Consider the following 18,254-nt stretch of genomic DNA (forward strand, 5'->3'; position numbering starts at 1 on the left):
TCCTGTTGCTACACGATTCTCCATTTGATTGTAAAAAGGTGCTCAGTTGCCGTACGCTGTTCTAGTTTTTTCTCTACTTCCTCGAACAAGCGATCTTTTTGTTCATCAATTTCATCTTGCTGATCATAGAGATTTCTCCGCATCTCGTTGCGCTTCTTTTCCAATTCCTTAATTTGCTTGTTTTTTTCCAGCTTTTCAGCTAAGTTACGTGTAAGTTTTGCTTCTCGCTTCAAATGTTCAATTTCTACCGTCATTTCATCTATATCTTTTTCAAGTTTATTTTTCAAGTCTTGCGACCACTTTTCCAGCTTTTCTAATTCAGAATCAAGATAAGCCGATGCTCTCTCCATAATTTCATTTAAAATTGCTTCTTGTTGCCCTTCGCTGATCCGGCGAAGCGTATTGCGAATCGAATCGGAAATTTCCACCTCTTCTCCTTCAACGGCAGGCAGTTCAACCATTTTTTCGCACATTTCCTGATCGAGCTGTCCACCTTCTGTATCAATTGCTGAAAAAATAAGGTGCTGTTCGCTTTCTAATGACTGTACATGAAGCAAATCAAGCGATAACCAACCTTCTTTTCCGATCAATTGCTCTAAAATACTGACTTTCCCTTTATAATCCGAATAACGGAACGTAATTTCCTTTGGCAACAGTTCCCGACTTTTTGCTTGCTCGATCCACTTTTGTGCAAGCGGATGAGAAAAACGAAAATGATGAACATTTGGGCTGTTTTGCTTCTTCGCTTGTGATATCATTTGATATGTTTCATGATCTTTGACAAAACTTAATGTTTCATCATCAAATATTGCCTCTCTTGCTCCTTCATATTTTGATAGATTCCAAAGATAACGTTCCATACGATTGAGGTGTAAACTTGTTTGATGATAATGATCTCTTAGTTTCTCTCTTACTTCATCATCGAAGTTTTCCAATAGATGCATACGTGTTTCTTTCATTTTTAATTGAATTTGCTCATCTAACTCCGCTTGCAAGTTTTTAAACGCTTGTTCAATTTCCTCCGCCGTGCGACACGTCTGATAAATTTGTTGAATCCGTTTTTCAAAATCGACACCGGACTCCAGCGAACCTAGCACCTCATCGGAAGAACCAAAAACCCCTTCAAACAGCCTAAATTTTTCGGAGAGAATTTCATACACTTTTTTATCGGCTTCATTTTTACAATTTAAAAAGTTAATCACAACAACATCATGTTTTTGACCGTAACGATGACAACGTCCGATTCGCTGCTCAATCCGCTGCGGATTCCAAGGTAAATCGTAGTTAACGACTAGGCTGCAAAATTGCAAGTTAATTCCTTCCGATGCCGATTCAGTCGCAATCATAATCGACGCTTGTTCTTTAAAATATTCAACAAGCGCCGCGCGCATATCTGCTGTTTTTGATCCAGTAATTTTATCATCATGCCGATGCTTTTCTAACCATTGCTCATAAATTTGTTTTGCCTGTTCATCTTGGTTTTCGCCATTAAATAAAACAATTTTGCCAGCGTAGCCATTACGTTCAAGAAATTCACGTAAATACATCTGTGTTCGACGTGACTCTGTGAAAATAACCGCTTTTTCATTTGCGCCTAGCATTCTTAATTTTTCAAATCCTTTTTCAAGCGCAATAAGCAATGCTTCCGCTTTTGAATTTTCTTTAATTGATTTTGCTAGAGAATAATATTGTTCTAATTCTTCTTTTTCCTCTTGAATAAGACCCTTCATTTCATCTGGCGATAATTTGTCTATGTATGATGGCTGATCGTCTTCTTCCCACTCTTCCACCGTATCATCAAATTCGTCAACATCAGCGTAAACATCAGAGTGTCCTACAGTTATCTCCGTTTTTCCGCTATCTAATTGTTCTAACAATTGCTCAAGCCTTTTGATGAGAGAAAGCAATGTATCGGAAATAGCAAACGAAGAAGAAGCTAACAATTTACGGACAACAAGCGTCATTAATGCTCGTTGGCTTGCCGGTAACGCAAAAAGATGTTCTCTTTGTAAATATGCCGATACTTTTTCATACAGTTCCCATTCCTCATTCGTTGGCATAAACTCTTGAGTGATCGGAATACGCTGTGTATAATTCACGTACTCAGTCACTTGCCGTCTTAATGTACGATGGCAAACAGGCTTAATTCGTTGTTTTAAATCAATAAAATCCATTTCCGACATTTCTTTCGTTCCGCGGGAAAACTGACGTCTAAACGTCGTTTCATCACCAAAAATGTGCGGGTCAATAAAACTAATGAGTCCATATAATTCCATTAACGAGTTTTGTAACGGCGTAGCCGTCAATAAAATCTTGGGATAACCAGCTGTAGCTTCTCTTAACGTGCGAGCAATTTTATTTGATTTTTTGTATACATTCCGCATACGATGCGCTTCATCAAAAACGATTAGATTCCAGTTGACCTTTCGTATCATATCCGCTTTATTTCGGGCGTACGGATAAGAAGTAATCACAACTTGATCTTGTTGCAAAAAAGGATTACGGTGACCGGAACGTACCATTTCGTTGAAGTTTTTACTTTCTAGTATAATGGATGGGATATAAAATTTTTCCCATAGTTCCTGATGCCATTGTTTTCTTAACGGAGGCGGTACGATAATAAGAATATTTCGCTTCCGTTCTGCCCACAATTGACTGATAATCAATCCCGCTTCAATTGTTTTTCCCAATCCTACTTCATCCGCTAAAATCGCTCCTCTCTCCAATGGAGCACGAAAGGCAAATAAAGCAGCTTCCACTTGATGCGGGTTTAAATCGACCGTAGCATTGATGAGAGATTGGCTTAACCGTCCTATCGAATTTGAAGCGTTTTGTTTTGTTAATTCGTAAGCAAAGTATTTGCTTTGGTATGGCGTTATCATTAACTAGCCCCCCAAATATAAAGTCCCAACGTTACTCGCATGCCGGACGTTATCTATATTTCTATTATATTCGACGTTATCTTACAATAACAGACATTTGACAACATATGACAATATTCTCCTAAGGTCCCATGGTTCTCTCACTGTTATCTTCAATTTATTAAAAAATGTTTATCCGCTTCTTTCATTTCTCCTAATAATTTTTTGTTCTTGATTTACTCAATGATAGTATAACGATTGACATCTATAGTTTAAGTAATACTGAACGTGTTGCAAAACGCATAACGAATGCATAAATGCACATAAAAAACCCACCACCTTAGAAGTCATATACAGTGTTCAAAAAACAACTCTCCAAGGGGTGAACACGATCATGATTCCAATTGGAACAGCGAACAGACATCTAACAAATTACCAATACTTATTTCAATTTTATAACTCAGTATATTTCTTTTTTGACCCAAACGATTTCTCAATTGGATACTTTTGTTCATTTTTCTTTATTTTATCAACAACAGCTTTTTCTAGGTCAATCCCTAATTCGTGTGATAATAGGAGCGCATAAATGACTACATCGGCAATTTCGTCTTTTATATTTTCCAAGTTTGTTTTTACAGCTTCTTCGCTGCTTTTCCATTGAAAATTTTCCAGCAACTCTCCTGCTTCCAGGCATAATGAAATCGCTAAGTCTTTTGGGGTGTGAAACTGTTTCCAATTGCGCGCATCGCGAAATTCAATAATTTTTTGCTGCAAGTGTTTCATGATTACTACCTCCGTTAGTGCTATTTTTTAAGTATTATCTCTATCCATCAATCTCACCATCTCCTTAAACACCATCGATGGCTGTTTGAGCAAAGCATCAATCGGAAGTGTTTTGCGTTCAGTTCCTCGTGTGATGGCTAGCTGCTCTCCTTCGATCTTTATGACAATGTCTTTGATTCGGTACGCTGTAATTTTAGACGCTTTATCCAAGTATCGGTCATCCAGGTCAAAGCGGATGCGGTCGGACAGTCTCCGCAGCATTCTCCATAAAGTGATTTCTTCTTTTGATTTCATGAACAATTCAGGAAGTTCTTTCGCTTCTTTTAATGTGTTTAACGTCGTCATCGTATAGACCGATATTCCATAGCCGACCGGTCGGATAATGTCCTTTAAAAAATGCCAGCTTTCGATCTCGAATCTCACGTACTCCTCTGAACTGTTTTTTGGCAGTTCGTTGATTTCGTATCGTTTTACAAACTTTACATCGGTGATCTTTCCAAAGCAAGTAACTCCATTGACCGGTGCCGCTCCTTGTTTTGGATAAAGAGCGATGTATTTCGCTTCTTGCCATCCTTTTTTCAGCCGTTTTACCGGAATATGATAAAATCGGTGTCTCAGATGAGCGTGATAGTTTCGTGCGCTAGGGACCATTCCGACAAGCACTTTTTCATCGAAAGAAGATCGCCATTCCTCCATAATTCCTTGCGGCAAAATTCCTTCTTTTTGCAATTCCTCTGGGCTTTTTTCGATCAGACGCTCGATCAATTGTTCGACTAACCGAGTCGCGTTTGGCAAAAACGGCAGCCCGCCGATATTGACTTCATTAATGCTTTTGTATAGCTTGTGCTCTTGATAGCTATCTTCATCGTACCATGGAAATAACACATAGGCGCCAAAAGCGGTTCTTTCATAAGGTCCGTTGTGTCGGACAACAAGCGAATCGCGGTAACGATGCATCGTATTGATGTCTTCTTCCATTGGACCAGGAATTTGATAGCGTTTTTGGTAGCTGCTTCCCTCCACTGCGAAATCGATACGATATTTCGCGTCGAAAATGTAATTGAACGTATAATCTTTCCCTTTCTTTTCGATCGACAGCATCGTATCCGGAATTTGCGGAATGGTCGGCAGCCTTCCTTCGTATTTTTGATACGTCAAAATAATTTTTTCACCCGTGTGCGGATGTTCGTATACCCGCTTTGCGGAACGGTTTTTTTCCAAGTTGACGAACAGCCCCGTTCGATTCACTTGAATTATGTCCTGGCTGATCAATTTATATTTTTTGCCCAACAGTTGTCCGAGCTTCAGAAACGTCCAATACTCGTACAATGTCGCCACGTCTTTGACGGACATTTGATACAGTTTTCCTTGCAGTGCAAGGCCCCGCGTCACGATTAAAAATATTTGATACGCATCGCGATATCCCGGCGCCATTTGCAAGACGAGGCTCATGATCGAACGGTCCAGTTTCCCGATCGTCCGCCAAAACGCATTGTTTGTTTTCGCTTCGAGCGCTCGTTTCATGTTCATGATTTTCGTAAGTAAATCCGGATCGGCTTCCACTTCATATCGTTTGTTTTTCGATTGCACTTTTTGCCATAAATCTTGCAATTTATCGATTAGACGTGCCATCATCCATTTTACAAACCGGTTTTCCAGCGTATCATACGTCAATTCTTTTTTCGCTTTTAAGCCGGATACCGGCATTAGTGAACGGTGTTGAATCTTTATTCCGTTATGGACTTCACAAAATAATTGCGGTCTTTTCCGCAAATAGTTTCTTCCTTTTTGGTCCAAGCGGCCAAGCTGATCTCCCCTCGCTTTTACATGGGTCGTCACAAGCTGATGGTGCGGCTGCCGCTCGATTTGCCGAATGGCTTGGAGGAAGTCGTGAAAATGCGCCTCCATCAGCCGGAAAAATTCGCTTCGGGAAGGAGTGCCGTCTAGTTTTACTTTCGCCCGCTGATACGTTTTCTTAATAAAATGAAAGGCGAGATTATAAATTTCATCGCTTACTTCTTGGAGAAGCTTTTGATAGTCTTCCTTATAATTTAATTTCGTTGGAAAAATTTCGATCGTCACTTCTAATATGACTTTATCTCCATTCCGGATTTCAAATGTCGATAATCCCACTTCATTTTGAAAATGGAGGTTTCCCATCAGTACGTATTGACTGCCGATGTTGACTCGGTCGACCGCTCTTCTTAACGATGGATATTCATGATAAAACGTTAATTCAACATCGTTTTTCGGAGAAACGATGATTTGATAAATGCCATTTTCAAAAAAGATTGGCCGGTGGCCCGCAGACCATTCTACAAGTCTTTGCTGATCAATATCAAATATCTTTACTTCGAAAATGTCTTCTCCTTTGACAAAAAACTCCATCGATTCGTGAAAGTCGAGTTTGCGGTATTGCTGGAGTCCTTTGTATTGCTCGTGATATGGCTTTCCTTTGATTACGAGTGTTAAATGTTTCGTTTCAATATGGACCAGCTCTACATCCTCACGAGCCAATCCAGAAGGAGGTAAAGCCATCGTCCGCTAACCTCCTTAACATGTGTAAAATTTTATCCGCGCTTTTCGGATATTTAGCGTATGTAAAATCAAGCAAGGCATCGTATTCCCCATTTAATTCAATGCCAGTGCAGAACGTAAATAGTTGCTCCAGGGCGCGTTGCACTCTCGCATCACTTCCAGAGACGCGCGGTAAAATTTTTTGCAAGAGGCAATGATCAAACGCGTTTTCAAATTCCATCAGCTTTCCTTCTTCGTTGTACGCAAGGTAGAAGCAAATTTCATCGCGGACGCGGTAGCCGATATGAGCGTTAAGCGGCATGAGGATGCGGTTGATCTCCACGAGTTGGTTCGTCACGGTTTCAACAAGCTCTGGGCAGCGTGCGTACACATCTTTCAAATGCAAATACCGCGCCGCGAACAGCTCCTGTCCGACTGACAGGGGCGCGACGGTCGGCAAGTCGCGCAAAAAATCGAGATGGTCGAGCTGGACGCGGTTGAACTCGATCGTGTTCGCCCGGTCGAGCACTTTTTTGCTGAAGGGGTGGGTCGTCTCGTCCATGTTGACCGTGCCGATGATGTAGACGTTCGGCGGGAGAAAAAGATCGCACCCTGCTGTTTCTCTCGGCAGCAGCCGTGACGAGGTGATGCACCCGTCTTCCCAGCGGCGGCTTTCCATGACGCTTAAGACATCGCTGAAATAATGCTCAACGCGGGCGAGGTTCATCTCATCCAACACGACGAAATACGGCTTGTCCGGATGCTTCCCCGCTTCGATGATGACGTTGGTGAGCGGCCCGGGCTTGAAATCGCCTTTAATGTCGACATAGCCAAGCAAGTCCGAGCCGTCGTGCCAATCCGGGCGGACGGGAATTAAGGTGAAGCGACCGTTGTCTTCCGTCGCGCCGACGCTCTCGGCGAGCCATTGAACAATTTTTGTTTTCCCGGTTCCAGAAATGCCGGACAAGATGACAAACGGTTTTGTTTTTAACGATAGAAAGAGGTTGGCCACTTCCTCTTTCGTATAGTAAAACCCTTTGGCGGATATGTATGAATGAATATGCTCAACCGCCTCCCGATAGGAAAGGGCCTGCTCGGGCGGTGCCATCGGTTCTGTTCGCTCCACATACTGTCGGTAATAACCGATCATCGTTTCGAGGTCGCGCGCGAGTTGTTCATCGGATGGCAGATCGTCAAACGAATAGGCGATATACGCCGCCACCGACCGTTCGTAGTCTTTCGCCCGTTTGCTTTCGCCAAGACGGATGTCATCATCGGTCCGCACGCGTTCTTCAGCGGGAATGAGTTGGCGGATGTCCCGCTTCACCCGCTCCATTTCGTCTCTCGGCGTCTCCGTCACTCCTTGGGCGAGCGTCAAATAGAGCCGGCGCCTATCTTCACTGAATAAGTAGACGATATAATACCCGCGTTGCGTCGAATCCGTCACCTCTTGATCCATCACCGCCACCCACGGCACGTCAGTCCACACCCCTTGACCGACAGAACCTTTCACCACATACCGGTCAGGCGGTAAGAAAGGCAATGTTTTCAACGCCTCTGGAATCGCTCGTGTCACCAGCTGAAACGACCGTCGCTCTTTTGACAGTTTTTCGCGTTTTTCTTGTTCGTAAATGGCCATCACTTGGCGGAAAAGATCGTGCAATGACATGGGAATAACTCCTTCGTATAGAAATGTTATTCTTCGTTTCTATTTTTCTTCTATTCTACTAAAAAAGCGGCTCTCTCAACTAGTGAGAGAGCCGCTTCTTTCGTCACGAGCAGGCGTTCTTTATGTATATACATGCAACATGAAGAGTGGACTTCTCATCACGCCCCATCCCCCAAGCGCTGCAGCACCTTCTCCGGATGTTCATGGATATAAGCCATCGATCAAAGGCTTGCATGATATCGTTTCGTTCTTTATGAAATACATTCGCCATGACAGGATCTTTCCGCCATTTCCGCAAACGCTCGATCGGGGTGAGCTGCGGCGAATATGGCGGGAGATAAAGAAAAAACCCCCGCATCGCAAGGGTTTTCACTAGCGGCCCGAGAGGATAATAACCATTTACCGAAAAGTATTGATATTTCAATGTTTGAGCGAAACATTCTTTTGTGTTGTGCAAAATTCTTTTGAGTTGCTATCTCGTGCGAAAAGGCGGAGAGATCCGCCTTTTGTTTAGCTAAAATAAGCTATAAGTAAAACGATAACAAAGCACACCCCACCACATCACTCGGCTTCATCTTCTCCTCGACGCGATACGTTCCATACGTACCATCCACCTTCACCAGCTTTATTTCGCGAGGCGGTTCATCTTCATATGTGATGTCATCCTCCCTTTGTTTCTCGAAACTGTATGAAGCAATATCGTTCGATACAACTGTATGCGCTGTATACATTTTAATGTTCTTTTCCTCAAGCATTGAACTCAAAGTGAGTGCCACTCTACATTCCCTGCCTCAATAATGATGATGTTCACCCCATCGGTTACTATTTTAACTTTTTCAAGCGATGGAGTTTCGGAAATAAGCACCGCTTCCAATATTTCATCAGCATCAAAGTCTTTAACGCAATCTGTTTCAAAATATGTTACATCTTCAAAAACAATGAATCCCTCAATCATTTCAGGATCTTTAGTTTCGTCATAATCAAATTGCTGCCATTTACATAACTCAGTTTCAATAGATACTCTTTTTGTAGTGGAATCATATTCCACATTATTAATTAAACTCCCATGTAAATTATATCTTTTAAGAAAATCAGATATTCTCATCATTTCTTCCCCCTATTAATCACAATATGCGAAGCTTTTGATCCCTTTGCCACCGGGTTACCATTTATGTCCAAATACATATCATTTTGGATCTTCGCCAAAAGTGGTACTTGACTGTTTCTAGAATAGAAGGGAATGAAGCAAAAAGGATTCCGCCAAGTTGATCTGGCAATGGAGGAACTGCATCATGCCAAATAGCCGTGCAAAATTCGTGCAAAATTTTTTCAAATTCTATCGTATTTTTTCGGATTCCAAAAAAATAGAAAATGACTGCAAACGCAGTCGTATCAAGGGGTTTAAGAATTTTAATCCGAACTAGTCGGATCGTTGGAACGGCCCCGAGAGGATTCGAACCTCCGACGCACGGTTTAGGAAACCGACGCTCTATCCACTGAGCTACGGGGCCATGATAAGAATGTACACCTAAGCGCTGGGACGGCTAGGGGAGAGACTCCATCCCCTCGAGACGTCGAGAATTCCGATTGTTTGATCCGTTCCTGGTTTTTTGAGGAAAAACATCGAAACGAGACCGCTCCTTGCCTTTGGCGCTGTGCAACCGATCAAACGCGCGGCCAGTTTGAGAATATGTTCATTGTTTGGTTGCCAGTGAACTGGGGGCAGGCTCTAGTCATGTTTGTTGATGCATACCGTTTATGGCGTGTCAGACGGGTATATTATAACTGATTTTTTGCTGTTTTAAAAGGTTAAATGGACAAGGAAAAGTTTTGCAAGTGCATAGAATGGCAAAGGATGCTTATGCTACACTAAGGGTAAGGGGATTGGCAAGGGAAGCGGCCCATACACCGTTTTTCGTCGAATCGTCTAGAAAGGCCGACGAGGAATGAAAAAGGCGGCTCATCCCCATTATTTTTTTCAATTAGGGAAGCCTTGTCAGATCTGTCCCTCTTTCTGATGAACTGCCACCGGTTCAAGCAAAAAACAAATTTTTCACCAGCTCTCTAGGAGGTTGGTGATTTACTTGCGCAACCGCTTCTGGAAATCGGTTCTCAAGTAGAAAAAACTTGTTGCATCAGCCTCTATGTTCGCGCGTTCAATCATCGATCAAGTCAAACAGTGGTTTTTCACCAACCTTCTAGAGGCGGCATCAGGCTGCAAAGTGTTGATCCGTCAATATGACTCAAGGGAGGAATGGAACGATGAACCCCCCTGCCCTGTTTCTCGCCCACGGTTCGCCGATGTTGGCGATCGAAGACAATGCGTATACGGCGTTTTTGAAAAAGCTTGGGGAAGGAATTCGCCCGCAGGCGGTCGTCATCTTTACAGCGCATTGGATGACGCGCCAACCGACGGTTTCGGCGGTTGAGGGGACGTATGACATGATTTATGATTTTTCCGGGTTTCCGCGCGAGCTGTATGAAGTGGTTTATCCGGCGCGCGGGTCGGTCGAGTGGGCGGAGCGCGTGCGCGAGCGTCTCGCTGGTGTGGCGGAAGTGGCCGTTGATTCCACGCGCGGGCTGGATCACGGTTCTTGGGTGTTGTTGCACCGCCTATTTCCCAACGCTGACATCCCGATTGTGCAAGCGTCGGTCGTGCCGTGGTGGACGCCGAAGCAATTGTTCCAGCTTGGTGAGGCGCTGCGTCCATTGCGTGACGAAGGATTGATGGTCATCGGCAGCGGCGGGACGGTGCACAATTTGATGGCGCTCCGTTGGGAAGGGCATGCGGAGGCAGAAAGCTGGGCGGCCGCTTTTGATGACTGGCTGTTGCGCGAGTCAGCCGCCCGCAGTGAGGATGTATTCCATTATGAAGAAAAAGCACCTTACGCCAAGCAGGCCGTACCGACCCCCGAACACCTCGCGCCGTATTGGATCGCTTACGGCGCAGGCGATCGCGACCAAGCGCCGCGCGTGTTGTTCCGAGAATATCAATATGGAAGCTTAAGCCTCATGGCTGTGTCTTTTTAAAAGGCCCGCCTCCGACGCCACCGCGTGGGGACGGGCCATTTCTTTGAGACAAAGCAGCGTTCTCATTTGCCACAGCACTTTTTATACTTTTTCCCGCTGCCGCACGGACATGGGTCGTTGCGGCCGATTTTTCGCTCTTTTCGGCGGTATGGGATGTTGGTCGGCCGCGGAGGTGTTTGCAGCACGGCTTGAAAATGGCGATACCGCTGCTCGGCAATGGCTTTCCACGTTTCCAGCTTCGGGTGATCGATCTCTAGAATCGTATAATAGGCGTACGCGTTCTGTTCGACATCAATCATCCAAGAACGCCCTCGTTTTTCCGCTCTTTTTACATACTGCTCTACTTCTGGGAGCGCCTCTTTATCCAGCTGATGGCAAAGCGCCTCAAAGCAAAATGCTTGGAGGTCATCATCGCGCTGTTTGGAAAAGACTTCTCGCAATACACGCACGGCCTGTTTAGATTTGATGTTGGCGAGCACATGAATAGCGGACAGCGCCGTGTCTTCCTGAAACGCATATGGGCGCACCGCTTCGATCGTTTCTTCACGTTGGAACATCGATAAGGTGGAAACGGCTTGATCAACAAGCACATCACCGTCTTGTTGTTCCAACAGTCGGGCGAGGCGGGGAATATATTCAGCGGCGTCGACGAGCGAGACCGCATACACCGCCAAAATGCCGTCATACGAAAACCAAGGCTGTTGCTCGTTTTTCATCCATGTCAGACCGATATCTTCCTTCGTCATCCATCCGCGTTCAACGAGAATGCGCACGGCTTGCTTGGCTACTAAAAACCAATCGTGATTGTGAAACTCTTCCTCGTGCAAATGCGAAAGCACTGAAAAATAGTGTTCCCATACGTCATCTTCCGTTCCTTCTAAAGCAAGGCGGACAGCTCGCTGCCAAGACCGCGGGAAGTGAGGGAGCAGCTGTTCTCCGTATTTTTCGAGCTGGGCGGCTGGAAACGGGAAAAACCAACGGATGTACTTCGCTGCATCTTTCATGCTCAACAACTGCTCAAGCGCTCGGTCGGTCAACGGCTGTTTGGAGATGCCGTGCAAAATCATCCTCCGTGTTTCTTCGTTGTCCGCCGTTACAGCCTCATCCACCAAACGCTCCACAAGCGCGGCTGGAATATCCGGATACTCTTCGATTGCGTCAAACGCAAACTGGCGGAGGACAGGATGGTCGCTAAACAAATGCGGCTCGATTGTTTGAATAAAGGACATGATCACACCTTCTTTTTTTCTGAAATTTCCCCCCGTCGCTGACAGAATATCGACATTCAACCTCCTCGCGACGGGTTTGCGGGTTCTTCCTTCATACATGGAACACAAGCAGCGGCCGATGCGATGGAAATGGGCAGCCAAAGGAGCTCTTGGTCATTTCAAACATCACAGCATCTCCTCCTCTATCATAGACAAAATCCGCTTGATTTGAAACCGTTTTTCCTTCTCGCAAACTCGCTTGTTTGATATGCTAGAAGTGGAAGGAGGTGAAGAGGGTGGAAGAAAAAACGATATTGGCGCAAATTTTGCAAGTGCTTGATTTGTACGCGGCGGATATGCGCAAGCAGTTCGAAGCGCTCCATGAGAAATTCGACTCGCTTCAACGCCAAGTCCAAGCGTTGAATGAAAAAACGGATGAAATGGACAAGCGCATCGAGGAGATGGATGGACGGTTTGAGCGGCAGATTGCCCAGTTGGAGCGCACCGTGAACGAACGGTTCGAACGGCTCGAAGCGAAACTCGGCCACATCCGCGTCGAACCAGTTGAAACACAAGAAACAGTCGACTTCCACTCCGTCAAAATCGCCCAGCATGATCGAAAAATCCGCCATTTGCTTCACGCTCGATAAATCCTCCACCGCCATCATGCCCCCGTCCTTCCATCAAGGCGGGGGCGTTCGCATCAAGAAAGCTCTCGGGCAAGGTCGGCCGCCAAGGCGGCGTTGTTTTTCACTAAGGCGATGTTTGCTTTTAAGCTTTTGCCTCCGGTTAACGTTTTCACACGGTCAAGCAAAAACGGGGTGACCGCTTTGCCGGTGATGTGCTGCTTTTCTGCTTCGTTGAGCGCTTGTTCGATGATCGCGTTGATATACGACTCCTCGAGCTCATCTTCTTTTGGGACAGGATTGGCGATCACAACACCGCCGTTTAACCCAAGCTTCCATTTCGTTTCGAGGAACTGGGCGATCTCTTCCACGCTGTCGAGGCGATAACCGACGCGAAACGGGCTTGTCCGCGAATAGAACGCCGGCAGGACGTCCGTCTGATAGCCGACGACCGGAACGCCGTGCGTCTCGAGGTATTCAAGCGTCAAGCCTAAATCCAAAATTGATTTCGCCCCGGCGCAGACGACCGCGACGTTGGTGCGCGCCAACTCTTGCAAATCAGCCGAGATGTCCATCGTCTGTTCGGCGCCGCGGTGCACGCCGCCGATGCCGCCGGTCGCAAATACGCGGATGCCCGCCATCTCAGCGCAAATCATCGTCCCCGCCACGGTCGTCGCCCCGTGTTTCTTCATGGCGACGACATACGGCAAGTCGCGGCGGCTCACTTTTTCTACATCGTGGCTTGTCCCTAACAATTCAAGTTCGTCATCCGTTAACCCGATTTTAATCTTTCCATCGATGATCGCGATCGTCGCCGGCACGGCGCCGCGGTCGCGGATGATCCGCTCGACGTCTTTCGCCGTCTGCACGTTTTCCGGATACGGCATGCCATGCGAGATGATCGTTGATTCTAAAGCGACAATCGGCTTTTTTTCGGCCTTCGCTTGAGCGACTTCTTCGGAAAAGACGAGAAAATCATTCATCACTTCGTTCCCCCTTCGCGAAAATACCGCGCATAGGCGGCTTGCAACAGGTGTTCATTCAAAGCGGGATGCACCGTTTCGGCCGTTTGCAGCGTAAGCGCCGCGCTGCTCATCCCAAAGCGGCAGGCGTCTTCCACCGTATGTCCGCCTAAGACGCCGTACAAAAATCCAGCCGCAAAGGCGTCGCCCGCTCCGGTGGCGTCGGTGACCTCAACCTTCGGCGCCGCAATCGCTCCTGTTTCCCCTTGCTTGGTGGCGTACGCGACGCCGTTTGCGCCGCGCGTGACGACAACGTTCTTGGCACCGGCTTGAAGGATCGGTTTCATTATGTCGTCCGTATGCCCGTTGCGTCCCACAAATTCCTTAGCCTCCGCTTCATTCGTGACAAACCACGTCACACCAGACAAATCGCTGGGCAATCGCTTCACTTTGGGCACGGACACAGTCACGACGCAAAGCGGAAGGCGGTCTTGGCGGCACTGCTCGATCACCCATGAGATGACATCAGGCGGAAAATTCGTATCGAGCACGACAGTGGAAATCGGACCGAATTTCAACCATCGCTGCTTCATCCACTCGTTTCCCACTGTATCTTGAACGCTCTCCCATTTACACCTTCTGTTTTGTTAAGGCAAGAGGAAGAGCGATGACAAATACCGATTCATCCCCCACTTACGCTCACACGTGGAAGTGGGGGTCTTCTCGGTTCAGGATGATAAATGGCCATACCCGCCAAGGCGAGAACCATCTCGCCGCGTTCATCGAGCACCGCTGTATACGTCCCGGTGTTCGCTTTTGGCGTTCGCACGATGAAGCTCGTATTGACATATCGGCTCGTCACGTCAATGAGCCACTGTCCATCGTGATCATCGCCAACGGCGCTGACGAGCGAAACAGGTTGAGCAAGCCGCCCTAAGTTTTCCGCCACGTTTCTCGCCACCCCGCCCGCGGTTTGCGTCGTGGTGACGGGATGGGACGTGCCAAGCTGAAACGGCACAAGCAACCGCGCTTTCCGATCGACATTCGCCCCGCCGATGCAGACGATCGAGGCCGCTTTCCCCATGCCTTTCCCCCTCTCTTCCAATGATCGCAGCCGCGCGATTCCCGCCTCTTTCCAAACGGAGAAAACGATTTCAAAAAAGCGGACAGCTGCACGCTTCGAAGCCTCACCACCCATTGTACCACATACCGCCTGGCAAGAACGGCATAAAGAAGGCACCCCGTCAAAACGACGGGATGCCAACTTTCGGACACTTAGTTTTTGTACGCGCAATACGGACGCAGTTTGACGCCGATCAGGCTGCCGAGGAAAGCAAAGACAAACCACGCCCAGCCGTGGGCGCTGAATGACGCAATGCCGCCGAAATACGCGCCGATATTGCAGCCGAACGCCAGCCGGGCGCCGTATCCCATCATCAGGCCGCCGATCAGCGCACCGATCGTCATGCGCGTCGGACGCTTCCACTGAATCGGTTTTGTATAGCGGCCCGCAAGCGCTGCCGCCAATAAGGCGCCGACCATCAAGCTGATGTCCATCACGGTCGTTGTATCGTAGTAGAGTGGATTCGCGAGCGCCTGCCGTTTCGCTTCATCTTGCCAGTACGCCCAAGCAGTCGGATCGACGCCAAACAGCTGCACGAACTTCGCCCCCCAAAGGGCGAAGGCGGACGTAATGCCCCACGGCTTACCGCTAATCATCAGCACAAGCGCGTTCGTTACAGCCAAGAGCAACGCCCCGACCAGAAGCGACCATGGCCCTTTGTAAATCGCTTTCCAGCCATGACGGTTCTCAAGCGATGTAGCAACGAGTTGGCCATAGCGCCGTTTTTCCGCCACGGTCACCACATAGTAGACCGCTGCCAACAAAACCAACTGAAGCAAAAACCCTCCCAAGGCGCCGAACTCGCCAATGAACGAGAACGGCTTCCATTGCGGCATCTTCGCCCACACGTCAAAGTGGGTCGTCGCAATGACTGAGCCAGCGATGAACCCGATGAGCGTCACGATGCCGTTCGCATCGCCTCCGCCGATATGGTACAACGTCCCGGACGCGCAGCCGTCGCCAAGCTGCATGCCGATGCCAAACAGGAAGGCGCCGACGATGACTGATACCCCCACGCCAAATACATACCCTGACACCGGGTGCCCGAGCGCCGAACCTTTCACGAGCAACGGCAAAAACAACGCGCTGGCCACAGCCATCATGATCATCTGTGCCCGAATGCCTTCCCCTTGGCGGTACAAAATGAATTTCCGCCAGGCCGAAGTAAAACCGAAATGGGCCTGATAAAGCACAAAACCGCCGAACGCTCCCAACAAATATAACAGCGCTTGTTGCCAGGACACACGGCTGTATAAGAACAATGCTCCACCGATTAACACGAAGCAGGAGACTGCAATGATCCATGCCGTCGGATTTTTCGGGGCGTTCGCCGCCTGTTTCGCGCGAACGTCTTGTTGCGCAGTCATTTCCATGGTGCATATCCCCCTTTTCTTTCCCCATTGTTAATATACTCTATAATAATATAAAACAGATTGATTTTCTATGATTTAGATATAAAAATTTCACGTATGAACTTATGGTATAATGTAGAGGATCACATTTCGAGAAAGGAGATTCACATGTGGAACGAATTTAAAAAATTCGCCATCCGCGGCAATGTCATCGATTTAGCCGTTGGGGTGATCATCGGCGGGGCGTTTGGCAAAATCGTTTCCTCGCTCGTCAATGACATCATCATGCCGCTTGTCGGGCTGATTCTAGGCGGCATCAATTTCAGCGATTTGTCTTGGAAAGTCGGCAAAGCGGAAGTGAAATATGGGGCGTTTATCCAAACAGTCGTCGATTTTTTGATCATCGCGTTTTCGATTTTCCTGTTTGTGAAATTGATCAACACGCTGTATGAACGGGTGAAAAAGCAGGAAGAGGTGAAGGAAACCGCACCGACGCTGACGAAAGAGGAGGAGCTATTGACAGAAATTCGCGATTTGTTAAAGCAGCAACGGGAAACGACGTGAAAGCCTGTCTGGAAGATGGACAGGCTTTCATGGCGCTGAAACTTCTCAGTCGGGTTGATGGAATGGCGGCGAACCTGAAAATCGCAGCCGCCCCATCGATGTCCGTTTTCATCGAAGCGCCGCACTCCCGTCAAAGCAGCCAATATGCAAGCGGCGCGGTGAGGATGAGCGTTAAGACGGTGCGTTCAAACCAAATGACAAGAAGCCGCGGCAAGCTGAGCGGGATTTCCGTAGACAAAATGCATGGAATGACAGCGGAAAAGAATAGGATCGCTGATACGGATACAACAGCAATAATGAATTTCGTGACAAGCGGTGCTTCGGTGACAAGCAAGGCCGGCAAAAACATTTCTGCGATTTCGATGGCCGAAGCTTTCGCGGCCAACAGCGGTTCAGGGATTTGCAACAGAAGGGTGAATGGATAGAACAGGTAACCCAACCAGTCAAACACCGGCGTATATTCAGCGAGCAACAGCCCGATCAGTCCGACTGACATAATGGACGGCAAAATGCCCATCGTCATGATGAAGCCATCTCGCAAGTTCTCCCATATGTTTGTCCCAATCCCTTTTGACTGCTCTACCGCCCTCATCGCTTCAGCCCAAGCTTGTTTCATATAGTTGCCCGTTACTTTTTGCTCGGGATCCCCCTTGCCGTCGTAGTATTCATCGCTCATGCGGCTTAGCGGCCAAATCCGAGCGGTGAACGCTGTAACGGCAAACGTGACAAGAAATGTCACCCAAAAATACGTATTCCAGATTGGCATGAGCCCCAATGTTTTCGCAACAACGACCATAAATGTCACGGATACAGTGGAAAAGCCGGTGGCGATGATCGCCGCTTCTTTCACGGTATATTTGCCTTCTTTGAACACTTTATTAGTGATCAATAACCCAATGGAGTAGCTGCCGACAAAGGAAGCGACGGCGTCAATCGCCGAGCGGCCCGGCGTTTTCCAAATCGGCCGCATGACGGGTTGCATCCACACACCGACAAATTCAAGCAGCCCGTAACCAACAAGAAGAGCGAGAAAAACCGAGCCAATCGGCACAAGGAGACCGACGGAAATGACGAGTTTGTCATACAAAAACGGCCCCATATTCGGTTGAAACAGCCACGACGGACCGATGTGAAACACAAGCATGACCGCCGTGATCAGTCCTAGAACTTTCAACAGTGAAAAAACGGTTGTCACAGCATCTTTGTTCCACGTTTTTTTGTAAAACGGATAAACGGCACCGAGAGCGATCACGATAAGAGCATAATAAGGAACAAGTGCCGAAAACTGGGTGCGGATCCATGTCACAATATGATCGAGCAAAATCGACGATGTGCCGCCAATTGACACCGGAACGAAAAACACGAAAATCCCGATGGCACTGTAAACGAAAAACTTCCATGCCCCGCTTGCCGGCGTTGGTGTCGGCACGGATGGCGCCATGTTTGTATCCGTTTTCATTTTCCTCCACCCCCATTTGTTCTTCTACAGGCTAAAGACGACAGCACGGCCGGAAGCATAACCGCTCCCGGTCGCTAAACACCTCGACGGAAGACCATTC

14 protein-coding genes and 1 tRNA gene are annotated in these 18,254 nt (G+C 47.4%); 3 read left to right on the plus strand and 12 right to left on the minus strand.

Annotation, left to right across the window (positions count from 1 at the left end; translation table 11 throughout):
• Positions 1–8: 8 nt before the first annotated feature.
• From CWI35_RS03275 to CWI35_RS03310, 6 genes are all read right to left on the minus strand, one after another.
• Positions 9–2,882 (minus strand): SNF2-related protein, encoded by a 2,874-nt coding sequence (locus tag CWI35_RS03275; RefSeq protein ID WP_119877492.1) that lies wholly within the window; start codon positions 2,880–2,882, stop codon positions 9–11.
• A 432-nt stretch (positions 2,883–3,314) separates the two neighbouring features.
• Positions 3,315–3,644: a nucleotide pyrophosphohydrolase gene (locus tag CWI35_RS03280; protein ID WP_014195554.1), complete on the minus strand. Its 330-nt coding sequence runs from the start codon at positions 3,642–3,644 to the stop codon at positions 3,315–3,317.
• Positions 3,645–3,671: 27 nt separating this feature from the next.
• Positions 3,672–6,182 (minus strand): restriction endonuclease-like protein, encoded by a 2,511-nt coding sequence (locus CWI35_RS03285; RefSeq protein WP_042382626.1) that lies wholly within the window; start codon positions 6,180–6,182, stop codon positions 3,672–3,674.
• Entirely contained in the window at positions 6,151–7,830 is a 1,680-nt protein-coding gene (locus CWI35_RS03290) for an MrcB family domain-containing protein (protein WP_119877493.1), read from the minus strand. Before CWI35_RS03290 ends, CWI35_RS03285 begins: the two co-directional genes overlap by 32 nt.
• 760 nt (positions 7,831–8,590) lie before the next feature.
• A complete protein-coding gene (locus CWI35_RS18505) occupies positions 8,591–8,935 on the minus strand; it encodes a hypothetical protein (protein WP_230581431.1) in 345 nt (114 codons plus the stop codon).
• Positions 8,936–9,268: 333 nt separating this feature from the next.
• Positions 9,269–9,341, minus strand: a tRNA-Arg gene (locus CWI35_RS03310).
• Positions 9,342–10,092: 751 nt separating this feature from the next.
• Here CWI35_RS03310 and CWI35_RS03315 point away from each other — a divergent pair.
• Positions 10,093–10,860 carry a DODA-type extradiol aromatic ring-opening family dioxygenase gene (locus CWI35_RS03315; RefSeq protein ID WP_014195545.1) on the plus strand — a complete coding sequence of 256 codons (768 nt, stop codon included), beginning with the start codon at positions 10,093–10,095 and terminating at the stop codon, positions 10,858–10,860.
• Between the two features lie 62 nt (positions 10,861–10,922).
• Here CWI35_RS03315 and CWI35_RS03320 read toward each other — a convergent pair whose 3' ends face one another.
• A complete protein-coding gene (locus CWI35_RS03320; protein ID WP_119878000.1) occupies positions 10,923–12,089 on the minus strand; it encodes a HEAT repeat domain-containing protein in 1,167 nt (388 codons plus the stop codon).
• Between the two features lie 275 nt (positions 12,090–12,364).
• Here CWI35_RS03320 and CWI35_RS03325 point away from each other — a divergent pair, with 275 nt between their 5' ends.
• The gene (locus tag CWI35_RS03325; RefSeq protein ID WP_063211917.1) at positions 12,365–12,718 is read left to right on the plus strand and encodes a hypothetical protein; all 354 of its coding nucleotides are present in this window, start codon (positions 12,365–12,367) and stop codon (positions 12,716–12,718) included.
• Positions 12,719–12,771: 53 nt separating this feature from the next.
• On the opposite strand, the gene CWI35_RS03330 is transcribed toward CWI35_RS03325, so the two are convergent.
• From CWI35_RS03330 to CWI35_RS03345, 4 genes are all read right to left on the minus strand, one after another.
• Positions 12,772–13,677: a pseudouridine-5'-phosphate glycosidase gene (locus CWI35_RS03330; protein ID WP_119877494.1), complete on the minus strand. Its 906-nt coding sequence runs from the start codon at positions 13,675–13,677 to the stop codon at positions 12,772–12,774.
• Positions 13,677–14,249 (minus strand): PfkB family carbohydrate kinase, encoded by a 573-nt coding sequence (locus CWI35_RS03335; protein WP_236687304.1) that lies wholly within the window; start codon positions 14,247–14,249, stop codon positions 13,677–13,679. The genes CWI35_RS03330 and CWI35_RS03335 overlap by 1 nt, the downstream gene beginning before the upstream one ends.
• 89 nt (positions 14,250–14,338) lie before the next feature.
• Complete coding sequence (locus CWI35_RS03340) at positions 14,339–14,740, minus strand: PfkB family carbohydrate kinase (protein ID WP_021321286.1); 402 nt, start codon at positions 14,738–14,740, stop codon at positions 14,339–14,341.
• A gap of 191 nt (positions 14,741–14,931) precedes the next feature.
• Positions 14,932–16,152, minus strand: coding sequence for a YeeE/YedE family protein (locus CWI35_RS03345; RefSeq protein WP_011230868.1), 1,221 nt, complete (start codon positions 16,150–16,152; stop codon positions 14,932–14,934).
• Between the two features lie 147 nt (positions 16,153–16,299).
• Between CWI35_RS03345 and mscL the strand changes: the two genes are divergently transcribed.
• Entirely contained in the window at positions 16,300–16,695 is a 396-nt protein-coding gene (gene mscL, locus CWI35_RS03350) for a large conductance mechanosensitive channel protein MscL (RefSeq protein ID WP_011230867.1), read from the plus strand.
• A gap of 130 nt (positions 16,696–16,825) precedes the next feature.
• On the opposite strand, the gene CWI35_RS03355 is transcribed toward mscL, so the two are convergent.
• Positions 16,826–18,154, minus strand: coding sequence for a YjiH family protein (locus tag CWI35_RS03355; protein WP_014195538.1), 1,329 nt, complete (start codon positions 18,152–18,154; stop codon positions 16,826–16,828).
• Between the last annotated feature and the right edge of the window lie 100 nt (positions 18,155–18,254).

Source organism: [Bacillus] caldolyticus, assembly GCF_003595605.1.
GTDB lineage: Bacteria > Bacillota > Bacilli > Bacillales > Anoxybacillaceae > Geobacillus > Geobacillus thermoleovorans.

What these genes read in the sequence shown, in the direction of transcription:
- CWI35_RS03275 (WP_119877492.1), bottom strand. Translation starts at nt 2,882, where the DNA reads ATGATAACGCCATACCAAAGCAAATACTTTGCTTACGAATTAACAAAA.
- CWI35_RS03280 (WP_014195554.1), bottom strand. Translation starts at nt 3,644, where the DNA reads ATGAAACACTTGCAGCAAAAAATTATTGAATTTCGCGATGCGCGCAAT.
- CWI35_RS03285 (WP_042382626.1), bottom strand. Translation starts at nt 6,182, where the DNA reads ATGGCTTTACCTCCTTCTGGATTGGCTCGTGAGGATGTAGAGCTGGTC.
- CWI35_RS03290 (WP_119877493.1), bottom strand. Translation starts at nt 7,830, where the DNA reads ATGTCATTGCACGATCTTTTCCGCCAAGTGATGGCCATTTACGAACAA.
- CWI35_RS18505 (WP_230581431.1), bottom strand. Translation starts at nt 8,935, where the DNA reads ATGAGAATATCTGATTTTCTTAAAAGATATAATTTACATGGGAGTTTA.
- CWI35_RS03315 (WP_014195545.1), top strand. Translation starts at nt 10,093, where the DNA reads ATGAACCCCCCTGCCCTGTTTCTCGCCCACGGTTCGCCGATGTTGGCG.
- CWI35_RS03320 (WP_119878000.1), bottom strand. Translation starts at nt 12,089, where the DNA reads ATGTCCTTTATTCAAACAATCGAGCCGCATTTGTTTAGCGACCATCCT.
- CWI35_RS03330 (WP_119877494.1), bottom strand. Translation starts at nt 13,677, where the DNA reads ATGAATGATTTTCTCGTCTTTTCCGAAGAAGTCGCTCAAGCGAAGGCC.
- CWI35_RS03335 (WP_236687304.1), bottom strand. Translation starts at nt 14,249, where the DNA reads ATGAAGCAGCGATGGTTGAAATTCGGTCCGATTTCCACTGTCGTGCTC.
- CWI35_RS03340 (WP_021321286.1), bottom strand. Translation starts at nt 14,740, where the DNA reads ATGGGGAAAGCGGCCTCGATCGTCTGCATCGGCGGGGCGAATGTCGAT.
- CWI35_RS03345 (WP_011230868.1), bottom strand. Translation starts at nt 16,152, where the DNA reads ATGGAAATGACTGCGCAACAAGACGTTCGCGCGAAACAGGCGGCGAAC.
- mscL (WP_011230867.1), top strand. Translation starts at nt 16,300, where the DNA reads ATGTGGAACGAATTTAAAAAATTCGCCATCCGCGGCAATGTCATCGAT.
- CWI35_RS03355 (WP_014195538.1), bottom strand. Translation starts at nt 18,154, where the DNA reads ATGAAAACGGATACAAACATGGCGCCATCCGTGCCGACACCAACGCCG.